Origin of the sequence: Candidatus Pelagibacter communis (assembly GCF_001179985.1) — a bacterium.
GTDB classification, from domain to species: Bacteria; Pseudomonadota; Alphaproteobacteria; order Pelagibacterales; family Pelagibacteraceae; genus Pelagibacter; species Pelagibacter ubique_J.
The window spans coordinates 289,322-300,951 of sequence record NZ_CVSI01000058.1; the positions used below are offsets into that span (position 1 = coordinate 289,322).

The 11,630-nt window shown below is 30.0% G+C and carries 14 protein-coding genes; 5 read left to right on the plus strand and 9 right to left on the minus strand.

Annotation, left to right across the window (positions count from 1 at the left end; all coding sequences use genetic code 11):
- Window positions 1-6: 6 nt before the first annotated feature.
- Genes AMN80_RS03865 through dctP form a run of 3 tightly spaced genes read right to left on the minus strand, consistent with a single transcriptional unit; the run spans window position 7 to window position 2,892 of the window.
- The gene (locus tag AMN80_RS03865; protein WP_075520659.1) at window positions 7-1,338 is read right to left on the minus strand and encodes a TRAP transporter large permease; all 1,332 of its coding nucleotides are present in this window, start codon (window positions 1,336-1,338) and stop codon (window positions 7-9) included.
- Window positions 1,338-1,835 carry a TRAP transporter small permease subunit gene (locus AMN80_RS03870; RefSeq protein ID WP_075520660.1) on the minus strand — a complete coding sequence of 166 codons (498 nt, stop codon included), beginning with the start codon at window positions 1,833-1,835 and terminating at the stop codon, window positions 1,338-1,340. The genes AMN80_RS03865 and AMN80_RS03870 overlap by 1 nt, the downstream gene beginning before the upstream one ends.
- Before the next feature lie 46 nt (window positions 1,836-1,881).
- The gene (dctP, locus tag AMN80_RS03875; protein ID WP_075520661.1) at window positions 1,882-2,892 is read right to left on the minus strand and encodes a TRAP transporter substrate-binding protein DctP; all 1,011 of its coding nucleotides are present in this window, start codon (window positions 2,890-2,892) and stop codon (window positions 1,882-1,884) included.
- A gap of 92 nt (window positions 2,893-2,984) precedes the next feature.
- Here dctP and AMN80_RS03880 point away from each other — a divergent pair, with 92 nt between their 5' ends.
- On the plus strand, window positions 2,985-4,130 hold the full coding sequence (locus AMN80_RS03880) for a CaiB/BaiF CoA transferase family protein (RefSeq protein ID WP_075520662.1): 1,146 nt from the start codon (window positions 2,985-2,987) through the stop codon (window positions 4,128-4,130).
- Here AMN80_RS03880 and AMN80_RS03885 read toward each other — a convergent pair.
- The 3 genes from AMN80_RS03885 to AMN80_RS03895 are packed head-to-tail and all read right to left on the minus strand — an operon-like array spanning window position 4,127 to window position 6,572.
- Complete coding sequence (locus AMN80_RS03885; protein ID WP_075520663.1) at window positions 4,127-4,756, minus strand: (d)CMP kinase; 630 nt, start codon at window positions 4,754-4,756, stop codon at window positions 4,127-4,129. The genes AMN80_RS03880 and AMN80_RS03885 overlap by 4 nt on opposite strands.
- Before the next feature lie 39 nt (window positions 4,757-4,795).
- Window positions 4,796-5,323 carry a DNA-directed RNA polymerase subunit omega gene (gene rpoZ, locus AMN80_RS05745; RefSeq protein WP_075520664.1) on the minus strand — a complete coding sequence of 176 codons (528 nt, stop codon included), beginning with the start codon at window positions 5,321-5,323 and terminating at the stop codon, window positions 4,796-4,798.
- A gap of 43 nt (window positions 5,324-5,366) precedes the next feature.
- Entirely contained in the window at window positions 5,367-6,572 is a 1,206-nt protein-coding gene (locus AMN80_RS03895; RefSeq protein ID WP_075520665.1) for an MFS transporter, read from the minus strand.
- Window positions 6,573-6,580: 8 nt separating this feature from the next.
- Here AMN80_RS03895 and AMN80_RS03900 point away from each other — a divergent pair, with 8 nt between their 5' ends.
- Both AMN80_RS03900 and AMN80_RS03905 read left to right on the plus strand, forming a co-directional pair.
- Entirely contained in the window at window positions 6,581-7,450 is an 870-nt protein-coding gene (locus tag AMN80_RS03900) for an NAD(P)-dependent oxidoreductase (RefSeq protein ID WP_075520666.1), read from the plus strand.
- 6 nt (window positions 7,451-7,456) lie between these two features.
- Entirely contained in the window at window positions 7,457-8,056 is a 600-nt protein-coding gene (locus AMN80_RS03905; RefSeq protein WP_075520667.1) for a PNPOx family protein, read from the plus strand.
- 2 nt (window positions 8,057-8,058) lie between these two features.
- Here the strand turns inward: AMN80_RS03905 and AMN80_RS03910 are convergent, their stop codons facing one another.
- The gene (locus AMN80_RS03910; protein ID WP_075520668.1) at window positions 8,059-8,499 is read right to left on the minus strand and encodes a tautomerase family protein; all 441 of its coding nucleotides are present in this window, start codon (window positions 8,497-8,499) and stop codon (window positions 8,059-8,061) included.
- 3 nt (window positions 8,500-8,502) lie between these two features.
- Window positions 8,503-9,015, minus strand: a complete 513-nt coding sequence (locus AMN80_RS03915) for a gamma carbonic anhydrase family protein (protein ID WP_075520669.1) — start codon at window positions 9,013-9,015, stop codon at window positions 8,503-8,505.
- Between the two features lie 20 nt (window positions 9,016-9,035).
- Between AMN80_RS03915 and AMN80_RS03920 the strand changes: the two genes are divergently transcribed.
- On the plus strand, window positions 9,036-9,593 hold the full coding sequence (locus AMN80_RS03920) for a thioredoxin family protein (protein WP_075520670.1): 558 nt from the start codon (window positions 9,036-9,038) through the stop codon (window positions 9,591-9,593).
- Entirely contained in the window at window positions 9,593-10,675 is a 1,083-nt protein-coding gene (locus tag AMN80_RS03925; protein WP_075520671.1) for a glycosyltransferase family 4 protein, read from the plus strand. The genes AMN80_RS03920 and AMN80_RS03925 overlap by 1 nt, the downstream gene beginning before the upstream one ends.
- Here the strand turns inward: AMN80_RS03925 and AMN80_RS03930 are convergent.
- The gene (locus tag AMN80_RS03930; protein WP_075520672.1) at window positions 10,670-11,602 is read right to left on the minus strand and encodes a glycosyltransferase family 9 protein; all 933 of its coding nucleotides are present in this window, start codon (window positions 11,600-11,602) and stop codon (window positions 10,670-10,672) included. The two genes, AMN80_RS03925 and AMN80_RS03930, sit on opposite strands and share 6 nt — an antisense overlap.
- Between the last annotated feature and the right edge of the window lie 28 nt (window positions 11,603-11,630).

Sequence of the window (11,630 nt, forward strand, 5' to 3'; positions counted from 1 at the left end):
TTTTTATTAGTATGCAAGAGCTTTTCCCATTAATTTGTCAGGTAACCAAGTTACTATTTCTGGGAAAATACACAATATTATTATACAGATAACCATCATTATCATAAAAGGTATTGAGCCTTTTAATATTTCAGAAAGACTAACATCAGGAGTAATTCCTTTTATAATATATAAATTTAAACCAACGGGTGGAGTAATTAAACCTATCTCCATATTTATTGTAAAGACTATTGCAAACCAATAAGGATCAAAACCAAATTGAGTAATTATTGGAAGCAGAATTGCAGAGGTCATAACAATTACTGCTACTGGTGGTAAAAAGAAACCAGCTATTAAAAGAAAAATATTGATATAAAAAAATAAAACCCACTTATTTAAACCCATTTCTACGATAGTTTGGGCGATTGATTGTGTTACATAGAGAGTTGATAGACTAAAAGCAAATATATATGAGCCCGCAATAATAAACATTATCATTACACTCTCTTTCATTGAAACTTTTACAATGTCCCATATTTTTTTTGGTTGATAAATTTTATAAACGACTGCAATCATAACAAATACAAGAAAAGCACCTACTCCTGATGCTTCAGATGGTGTAGCAACACCTCCATATAAAACATATAAAACTCCAACTACAATTAATAAGAAAGGAAGCACTCTAGGAATGACCTCTAACTTTTCTCTTAAGGTTGGAGGTTTTCTATTTCTAAGAATTTCTGCAGACTTTTTATCTATAAAATATGAATATATATAAGCCCATAACATAAATAATCCTGCAAGAAGTAATCCAGGTATAACACCACATAAAAATAATCTACCAATCGAAGTTCCTGTAGCTAAGCCATAAACTATAAGAACTATACTTGGAGGAATTAATACTCCAAGGGTTCCGCCCGCAGCAATACATCCTGTTGCTAATCTTGCCGAATAACCTCTTTTTCTCATTTCAGGAATTCCCATTGTGCCAATAGCGGCACAAGTAGCGGGGCTTGATCCACTCAAAGCTGCAAATATAGAACAAGCTCCAATGTTAGATACAACAAGTCCACCAGGTAATCTCCAAAGCCATCTATCTAAACCTGTATACAAATCCTTACCAGCTGGAGAATTTGCTACTGCCATTCCCATCAAAATGAACATTGGAATAGATAACAAAACAAATGAGTTTAAACCTGCATAAAATGTTTCTGCAAAAACGTTTAAAATGGAAAAACCTTCTGCAATCACTAAAAACACAACTGAGATGAAACATAATCCAAATGCAATTGGTATTCCTGAAAATAGCATTACAACTGTTGAAACTCCAACAACAAGTCCTAATAATAATGGGTCCACTATTTAAACTCCTTAAGTTTTCTAACATGTAAAATTAATTCAGAAATGTATGACATAGTCATGAGAGTTGCCCCAATAAGCATCGACGAATAAGGTATCCATAATGGGGGTCCCCAAACAGTGCCTGTATTATAATTCTTTACAAAAGCTTCATAAGTTATTTCATAACTCACGTAAAACAAAATTAAAAAGAAAATTAAACAAAGACTGTCTGTAAAAATTTTTAATTTTGTCACATTTTTTTCACTTAAAAATGTATAAAGGTATTCCATGTTTACATGACCTTTTTCACTTAGAACATAAGCACTTCCAATAAATGTTGATGCCACTAGTAACATTGTAACTAGCTCTGTCTGCCATGTAATAGCATTTTTAAATAAATATCTTTCAAATACTAATTCGGTAATAATAACAATAGATAGAAAAAGACAACCCGCAGCGAATATACCACAAGCTTTTGCTAACCAATTTGTTAATTTAATAAATTTATCGGTCATGAAAAATACCCCTGCTTACATTCGCAGGGGTATAATTTTATTTAAATTATTTTACAGCTAAAGCCATATCGATCAATTTTTGACCGTTTGGCACTTTTTCTGCAAAATTTTTGTATGAAGACTGCTTAGCAATAGCTAACCAAGCATCAAAGTCTGATTTTTTCATATAAGACAACTTAACTCCAGCTTCTTTGTAAGCTTTTTCCATTGTCGTGTCTAAACCAGCAGCTTCTTTAGTCATATATTTTTCTGCAACTTTACCAGCTTTCATTAAAGCTTTTTGTTGCTTGCTATCCAATGCATCAAATGATTTTTTTGACATCAAAATTGGTTCATACATAAACCATAAACCGTAGTCTCCTGGAGGTGTGGCACACTTAACTTGCTCATAAATTCTGTAAGATACAAAACTTCCTGAACTTGTGTTTGCTCCATCAAGTACCCCAGTCTGTAAACCATTGTAGATTTCAGAAGATGGCATAGATTGTATACCTGCTCCTGCTGCCTCTAACATTTGGTTAAAAGCTTTACCTGCTGCTCTGAAAGTTTGACCTTTTACAGAAGCTGGATTCGAAATACAATTTTTCTTTGAAACAAATCCACCAGCTAACCAAGCATCAGACAATACTACTACACCTGCATCGTTAATGATTTTTTTAATTTCTTTCATCATTGGAGACGCATTTACTCTTAATGCATGCTTATGGTTTTTAACCATACCAGGCATTAAAGTAATATCGAATTCAGGATGGAACTTAGCAGCATAAGCTAAAGGAAATGCTGAAATATCCAATTGACCTGTAGTCATTGGCTTCCATTGTTCTTTTGGTTTATATAATGATTTTGCAGGATAGATTCTGATATCAACTCCTACATTTGCTTTTTTCATTTCATCAGCAATAATTTGAACCATTTCGTGTCTAACATCGTATGATCCATCAGCTCTTGGTGTACCAGGCCACTGGTGACTAGCTTTTAAAGTTACTGCAAAAGCTGATCCAATAGTTGTTGATACAAAGATTAATGAAATAAAATATAAAGATATTTTTTTAAACATATTTATCCCTCTCTTTAATTATTTAATGGTATATTAAATGTAACTTATTAATAAGAGTCAATATGTATTAAAGTACTGTATAACAATATCTTATGGATGGACCTTTAAAAAACTTATTAGTTCTTGATTTGACAAGAGTTCTCGTTGGACCTTATTGCACAATGGTTTTATCAGATTTAGGGGCCAGAGTTATCAAAGTTGAGGCACCTGGTGCTGGAGATGACTCGAGAAAATTTGGTCCTTTTATAGAAGAGTACTCTGCATATTTTATGTCTTTAAATAGAGGTAAAGAAAGTATTGCTTTAAATTTAAAAGATAAAGAGGATCAAAAAATCTTTGATAAAATTTTAGAAAAAACTGATGTACTTGTTGAAAATTTTAAGCCAGGCACTTTAGAAAAATGGGGTTACGGTTGGAAAGATGTTTGTAAAAAATATCCAAAACTAATATATGCATCTGCTTCTGGTTTTGGGCAAACAGGTCCATTAAGAGAGCTACCAGCTTACGACATGGTTGTTCAAGGTATGGGGGGATTGATGAGTGTAACAGGTCAACCAAACTCTGAGCCAACAAGAGTTGGTACATCAATTGGTGATATTACTGCAGGTTTGTTTACAGCCATAGGAGTTAATGCAGCCTTATATGATAGACAGAAAACAGGAAAGGGAACTTATATCGACGTATCAATGCTTGATTGTCAAATTGCAATTTTAGAAAATGCAATTGCAAGATATCTTTCAAAAAAAGAAATACCTAAACCAATGGGATCTAGACATCCATCAATTGCACCCTTCGAGGCATTTAAAACTAAGGATAGTTATATTATTATTGCAGCTGGTAATGATAAATTGTTTGAAAAACTTTGTGTATTACTAAATATTTCTGAAATTTCAAAAGATGAAAAATTTAATTCAAATTCTGTAAGAAGCAAGAATATGGATGAGTTAAAAATTATTCTTGAGAAAAAACTTTCATCAAAATCAACATCAGATTGGATAAGTCTTATGGAAAAAGAAAAAATACCTTGTGGACCAATATTTAATATAAAGCAAGCGGTAGAAAATCCACAAATAGAAACTAGAAATATGATTGTTAATTCTTTTCACAAAAAGATAGGTGAGTTCAAAACAGCAGGTAACCCTATTAAAATGTCAAACTATAAGGATAGTAAAACTAGAGGTGATATACCTGATTTAGACGAACATAGAAAAAAAATTATTGAGGAATTCTGTAATTAAATAATTTTATCAACCTCATTCGACATTCTTCGTAAAACTTCTTTTTTACTTAATCTATCTGTACTTATATGAATAGCGTCTTTTACTTTTTTAAGTGGTGAATATTTTCTATTTTTATCCATCTTTGTTCTTTTCGCTAAACTTTTTTGAATTTCTTTTAGAGGAGCTTTCTTTTTTAATTCTTTCCATCTTCTTTTAGCTGCAATATTTATTTTACAAGTAAAATAAAATGCTAAATCATATCTTGGGTTTTTATTTAGAATTTTTGTAGCAATATCTCTACCCTCAACACAAATTCTTTTATTTTTTCTAATTATTTTTTTTTGATAAATTTTCATTATTTCTCGAACAGCTTTATCTTTAGCTAAATAACCGACGTGATTACTTATTTCTTGTGAATGAAGTGATTGTTTTTGTATTGAATTATAAGAAGTTCTTTTAAATATTTTTTTTAGATAAGGAATTGGTTTTTTTGGTTTTTTTGTTATTAATATCTTGCTTGCATATCGATATAAAAGACCTGAGTTTAATAACAATAGTTTATACTTTTTTGATAGTAATTTCGCACCAGTGCTTTTTCCACTAGCAGCTTCTCCATCACATGCAACTATAAGAGATTTGCTCATTAAGTTAATGAATATCTTATTTTAAAAATTAATTAAATATTATTGTTCTGAGGGCTCAGAATTTTCTTCAGTCTGGCTATCGTTTTCAGCAATTTCATCTAACGATACTTCACCGGTCTCGTTTTCTTGAGGTTCTGATGAAACATTTTCAGATTGTGCAGGTGCATCAGAATTTTGTAATTCAGCTAAATCTTCTTTTGATACCTGAATTTTTTCAGGAACTTTTCTTGCTCTTTTTGATGGTAAAATTGGTGCACCACTTTTTGAAATTTCACCTTTGTATAAACTGTCAAAATCATCACCTATGTCCTCATCATCTTCGTTCAAATCATCAACCTGTTCAATATGTTTTCTTAATTTATAAACTGCACTATCTGTCAGCTCTTTTACTTGAACATTTTCAACGGCAATTTCTCTTAGAGCTATAACAGTATTTTTATCATTATCCCTGTCAACAGATGGCTCAATACCTGAGTTAAGCTGAGTTGCTCTTTCTTTTGCAACTAAAACCAGTTCATATGGGCTGTCTACTTTATCTATACAATCTTCTACGGTTACTCTAGCCATGCGCAGTGTTTATACACGCATCTTTAAAAAATCAAGTTTTTTTTTAAATTTTGATTGGATTTAGTTTATTTCTGACGAAAATTAGCGCGACTAAAGCTAGAAAAATATAGGTTCCTGAAATCATTGAAATCTGCTCTATTGAAAATCCTTTATCTATTAATAAACCAAACACAGCTGTTCCAAAAGCAGTTGAGAAAACCATAAGTGCTGTTGTTAAAGCTTTAATTGAACCAATATGTTTCACTCCATAAACTTCCGCCCAAGTTGAGGAACCCAGCACGTTTGCTAAACCATTTGAAATTCCTATTAATCCAAGAAATAAAAAAGAAACTATAGCGTTATCAAAAATTATAATCAAAAACAGAGAGAGTAAAAAAGGCAAATTCATATAAATTAAAAGTTTTCTACTCGAAAACTTATCAATTAAAAATCCTGCAATAAATAATGTAATTACTGATAAAATAGAATAAGCCATAAAGGATTGTGCAATAACATAAGGACCCCAATTTTTTGAGGAAAGAATAAATGACTGATAAACAAATATGCCAGTTGCTATCCATGGCATCGCAAGCATATTGGCACAAACTATGTAAAATCTATAATCTTTTATAACCTCAATTCTTTTCCAATTTTTAATCTTTATGTTTCTTTTATTTTTATTGTTATCAATTTCTCTTGAGTCGAGTTTGATATTTTTAATAAGCAAATATGAAATTATTGGCAAAAATAAAATTACTAATGAAATATTAATCCATATACTTCTCCATTCCATAAAAGTTAATAGATAAATGATGAATACAGGTAATATAAATTCAGCTGTGGATAATCCAAACCATCCCGTGCTTAAAGCTTTTCCTCTTGATTTGGTAAAATATCTTGAAATTGTTGTAGTAGCGGTGTGAGACATTAATCCTTGACCTGAAAATCTCATTAAAAAAATAGCGATAAATAAAAAGGTTACCGATGAGATCTTAGAAAAAAAATAACATGAAAAAGATAGAAGCAAAGTTACAAGAGTTCCAAATTTAAAGACATCGATATCATCAATTTTTTTTCCGACCCAAATAATAACTAAACTGCTTAGTAATGTTGCTGATGCATAGATTGTGCCAAATTGTCCGTGAGTGATTGATAATGCATCACGAATACTAGAATTGAAAAGACCTAAAAAAAAACTCTGTCCAAAGCTAGAAAAAAATGTAAATATGAATCCAAATAGAATTACTTTTAAACTTAAACTATTAAACATAAAAAATTATGAGTTGTAATGTAGCTTTTATAGGTCTTGGTGTCATGGGATATCCAATGGCAGGATATATATCAAAAGGTGGTCATAATGTAACTGTTTTTAATCGAACAAAAACTAAAGCAGAGAAATGGATTGGTGAACATAAAGGAAAAATGGCAGAAACACCTGCAGAAGCAGCAAAGGACGCTGATTATATTTTTACATGCGTTGGAAACGATAATGACCTAAGAGAAGTTACATTTGGTGAAAGAGGAATTTTTAAAACAATTAAAAAAGGTGCTGTTTATATCGATAACACTACAGCGTCAGCAACAATCGCGCGAGAAATTTATGATTACGCAAAAAAAAATGGATTTGGATCTTTAGACGCTCCAGTATCTGGTGGTCAAGCTGGAGCAGAAAATGGAGCGCTAACAGTTATGATCGGTGGAGATCAAGCTGACTTTGATAAAGCTAAAGATAAAATAGATTGTTATAGCAAAAAAATGAAATTACTTGGTAAAGCAGGATGTGGTCAATTAGCTAAAATGGTTAATCAAATTTGTATAGCAGGTTTGGTTCAAGGTTTATCAGAGGGAATTAATTTTGGGATTAAAGCAGGATTGAAAATGGAGGACGTAATTGAAGTTATCTCAAAAGGGGCTGCTCAATCTTGGCAAATGGAAAATAGATACAAAACAATGATTGATGATAAATTTGACTTTGGTTTTGCTGTTGATTGGATGAGGAAAGACTTAAAAATTGCAATGGATGAAGCAAAAAATAATGGATCCTTATTGCCTGTAACTGAATTAGTTGATAAATTTTATGGTGAAGTCCAAGGTATGGGAGGAAATCGTTGGGATACATCAAGTTTAATCAAAAGATTTAGAAAGTAATAGTATATGCAACCAGCATACTATGAAGATTTTGGTGAAATTAAAAAGAAAATTTGGCTCATGCTTGATGATGCTGTAAAAAATAGAGCTTCTCAATTTAGAATTCCGACTTTTATTTGTGGTAATGATAATAATATCGATGGAAGAATTGTGGTTTTAAGAAAATCAGATCAATCAAATAATTTAGTTCAATTCCATAGCGATATTAGATCAGATAAAATAGGAATTCTAAAAAAAAATCCAAATGCCTCAATGTTATTTTATGATAAAGATGAAAAAATCCAAGTAAGGTTAAAAGTGAATTGTGTAATAAATCATAAAAATGAAATTGCAAAAACTTCATGGGATAAAACTCAACATATAAGTAGAAAATGTTATTTAGTAGACAAAGGTCCAGGAACTGAGTCTGATGTACCAACATCAGGATTAAAACCAGAATTAGATAATTTTGATTATACAAAAGAGCAAAGTGAGGAAGGTTATAAAAACTTTACTGTTATTCAGTGTAACATTAAATCAATTGAGTGGCTTTATCTAGCAGCTAAAGGTCATCGAAGAGCTAGATTTGATTTAGAAAATAGTAAAGATAGTTGGCTTGTGCCTTAATATTATTTTTCAAGGGCAGATAATTTCTTTTTAAGTTTACTAGATAAACCCACAAACCATTGTTTTTCTTTTCCAGACTCTGGTAAGACAGCACCATATTCAATCATTTGTGAAGGTGGTAAATCTATAATATAAACCCATATCTGTGTTTCATCTAATTTTGATGTTTTAACAATAATATTTTTTAAATCAGAAATTAATCTGTCTTTTGTTTTCTTTGGACGTCCTGCTCTAATTTGACCGAGTAAAAAAATAGAAGGTTCTTTTACTATTTTACCTCCCATAAAATGATTTTTTTTCTTTGTGTTATTAAATATGACTTGAGCGAAATAAGTATTTGCACCAGTTACAACATTATGAATTTTAGTAATTCCTTGAGCTAATTCTTTTTGTTTTTTAGAGTTAAGATTAACATTTGATGTAGTTACTGTATAAGTTGGCATTATCTAAAATATAGATTGTGAATATCTCTTCCAATTATCCTGATAGTGTTTAGTATTTTCATCAACAGCTTTTTTTTCTTCGTCTGTAACCTCTCTGATTACTTTTCCAGGCGATCCTATTACTAGTGAATTATCTGGTATTACTTTATTTTCTGTTATTAAAGCTTTTGCGCCAATAATACAATTTTTTCCTATCTTTGCTTTGTTGAGGATGACTGCACCTATTCCAATTAAACTATTGTCTCCTATTGTGCATCCATGAAGCATTACCAAATGTCCAATGGTTACATTTTTTCCAACTTTTAAAGGACAACCGGGATCTGTATGTAGCACACAACCATCCTGAACATTAGAGCCTTCACCAATATAAATATTTTCTATGTCTCCCCTTAAAGTAGCATTAAACCAAATACTAGAATTTTTTTCTAAGGTCACATCACCAATTATCACTGCATTAGGTGCCACCCAATTTTCGCCAGAGTTTTTTGGTTTTTTATCTTTTAAATCGTAAAACATAATTTATAAATTATTTTAACATGGCATTAACAAAAACTCCAATATGCGATTTTAATCTTAAAGCAATTGATTTCAAATTAAAATCTGTTGAAAACACTGTCTTATCACTTAATGATATCAAGGGTGAAAATGGAACACTGATAATGTTTATTTGCAACCATTGTCCATATGTAAAAGCAATCATAAAAGACTTAGTTGAAGATTGTGAAAAACTTAAAAACTTTGGCATTAATTCAGTGGCAATCATGTCAAATGATACAATTAACTATCCAGATGATTCCTATGAAAATATGATTAAATTTTCTTCAAAACATAAATTTAGTTTTCCTTACTTAATTGATGAAACACAAGAAATAGCAAAAAAATACGATGCTGTATGTACTCCAGATTTTTTTGGATACAATAAAGATCTTAAACTTAATTATCGAGGAAGAATAAGAGAACTTAAGGATTTAAAACCTATCAGAAACGGATCAAGTGAATTATTCGAAGCCATGAAACTAATATCTGAAACACAAAAGGGGCCAGATATACAAAAGCCAAGCCTTGGCTGCAGTATAAAATGGTTTAAAAAATAATGCATTTAATTGTTACTAGAACTTTTCCTCCAGAAGTAGGTGGTATGCAAAATCTAATGTATGGTTTAGCCAAATCATTATCTGAAAATGTAATGATTAAAGTTTTTGCTGATCAACATCCAAATCAAGATAATTTTGATAAGGAATTATCGTTTTCAATTGAAAGGGTAAGTGGACCAAAAATATTCAAAAAATATAGAAAAGCTAATTTAGTAAATACATATTTAGAGAATAATAAAAAAGTTAAATCTATAATTTCAGATCATTGGAAAAGCCTTGAAAATATAAATACTCAAGTTAAAAAAATATGCTTAATTCACTCTAAGGAAATAAATCATAAAAAAAATTCTTTTATTAATAAAAGGTTAATTAAAATTTTAAATAATTGTCATACGGTGGTTGCAAATTCTAATTTTACTAAAAATCTTGCTATAAGTGTTGGTGTTGATGAAAATAAAATTAAAGTAATCAACCCAGGAGTTTTTCCGGTAGATAAAATAGATGAAAAAATTTACAAAAATATACAAAAGAAATTAGAGGGTAGAACTCCTAAGTTAATTACAGTTGCTAGATTTGATAAGAGAAAAAACCATGAAAAAATTATTATGGCTCTAAGAAATTTAAAAGAAATTTATCCAAATATTATTTATATTTGTATCGGACAAGGGGAAAATATTGATAATCTTAAAAAATTAATTTCAGAACTTAAATTGCAAAATCATGTTATATTTCCGAAAAATTTAACTAAAGATGAAAAAAATTCTTATCTAAAATGCTCTGATGTGTTTGTTATGCCTTCTATAACTTATAAAAAATCTGTTGAAGGGTTTGGAATAGTTTATATAGAGGCGGCGCAATTTGGGGTTCCATCAATAGGTGGAAAAGATGGTGGTGCTTCAGATGCAATTGATCACGAACAGACGGGATATATTTGTGATGGTAATAGCTTAGATGACATTTACCAATCAATCTCTAATATTTTACAGAACAATAAATTTAAAGTTTTCGGGAAAAAAGCAGAAGAAATATCAAAAAAATTTTATTGGTCTGAAATTATAAAAAAATATTTAGAAATATTATAAGTTTATTCTTTCAAAAACTTTTTCAGCACTTAATTTATTTAAATCGCTAACTTGAATTGCTTTAAATTTTTCTCTTTCTATACTTACTTTTTTTGCAGTTGTATGTGATCCAAACAATGTTAAACCTTTTGCATTAAGATGAGCTGTCATATGTGCTGGACCAGTATCATTCGCAATTACAAAACTACTTTTTTTTATTAATGAAGATAATTGAGAAATACTCACTGCTTTACCATTATCTAAAATTTTAATTGCATCATATTGATCTGCTTCATTTATCTCTTTAGGACCAGGGGCAGTAATAATTTTAAATTGATCTTTATATTTTCCTTTAATCAAATTTATTAAATTATTAAAGTACGGCCACTTCTTTAACGTTAAATGAGGTGAACAGAATGGAAATAATAATATATACTTAGATAATTTATATTCATTCATAATTTTATTAATATCTACACAACTCCATGAGAAATCAGGGTACATTGTATGTTTTGTTTCTATACCTGAAGATTTTAGCTGATGATTAAACCTTTCAAGAACAGGGCTTTTGTCAAATTCCTCCTTAGTTTTGTCATTTGGTAAAGTTGTCTCTGAGGAACACCAAATATTTAAATTTGCTTTGGGAAATAATATCTTTTTATAAAAAGAAGTTCTGGACGAATTTTGTAAGTCATAAACTTTAATAAATTTATGTTTCTTTATTTTTTTCATTAGACTATAAAGATAAATCAAATTAAATCTTGAAAGTCTTTTATCTAAAATAATTTCTTTTAAAGAGTTGTTTTTCTTAAAGAGATCTAGGTAAGGATTGGTGGTTAAAAGAAAAATATCATCAGTTGAATGATTAATACAAATATCTTGAATTGCACCGCTCGCTTGCGCTATATCTCCTAAAGACCCATGTTTTATGATTAATATATTAGACATATTTTCAACAAGTTATCATATTAAAAAA

Bases quoted from the DNA above. Each gene is read 5' to 3' on its own strand.
- rpoZ (WP_075520664.1), bottom strand. From the start codon at position 5,323: ATGGCTAGAGTAACCGTAGAAGATTGTATAGATAAAGTAGACAGCCCA.
- AMN80_RS03910 (WP_075520668.1), bottom strand. From the start codon at position 8,499: ATGCCAACTTATACAGTAACTACATCAAATGTTAATCTTAACTCTAAA.
- dctP (WP_075520661.1), bottom strand. From the start codon at position 2,892: ATGTTTAAAAAAATATCTTTATATTTTATTTCATTAATCTTTGTATCA.
- AMN80_RS03915 (WP_075520669.1), bottom strand. From the start codon at position 9,015: ATGTTTTACGATTTAAAAGATAAAAAACCAAAAAACTCTGGCGAAAAT.
- AMN80_RS03905 (WP_075520667.1), top strand. From the start codon at position 7,457: ATGCAACCAGCATACTATGAAGATTTTGGTGAAATTAAAAAGAAAATT.
- AMN80_RS03870 (WP_075520660.1), bottom strand. From the start codon at position 1,835: ATGACCGATAAATTTATTAAATTAACAAATTGGTTAGCAAAAGCTTGT.
- AMN80_RS03925 (WP_075520671.1), top strand. From the start codon at position 9,593: ATGCATTTAATTGTTACTAGAACTTTTCCTCCAGAAGTAGGTGGTATG.
- AMN80_RS03880 (WP_075520662.1), top strand. From the start codon at position 2,985: ATGGATGGACCTTTAAAAAACTTATTAGTTCTTGATTTGACAAGAGTT.
- AMN80_RS03885 (WP_075520663.1), bottom strand. From the start codon at position 4,756: ATGAGCAAATCTCTTATAGTTGCATGTGATGGAGAAGCTGCTAGTGGA.
- AMN80_RS03930 (WP_075520672.1), bottom strand. From the start codon at position 11,602: ATGTCTAATATATTAATCATAAAACATGGGTCTTTAGGAGATATAGCG.
- AMN80_RS03900 (WP_075520666.1), top strand. From the start codon at position 6,581: ATGAGTTGTAATGTAGCTTTTATAGGTCTTGGTGTCATGGGATATCCA.
- AMN80_RS03895 (WP_075520665.1), bottom strand. From the start codon at position 6,572: ATGTTTAATAGTTTAAGTTTAAAAGTAATTCTATTTGGATTCATATTT.
- AMN80_RS03920 (WP_075520670.1), top strand. From the start codon at position 9,036: ATGGCATTAACAAAAACTCCAATATGCGATTTTAATCTTAAAGCAATT.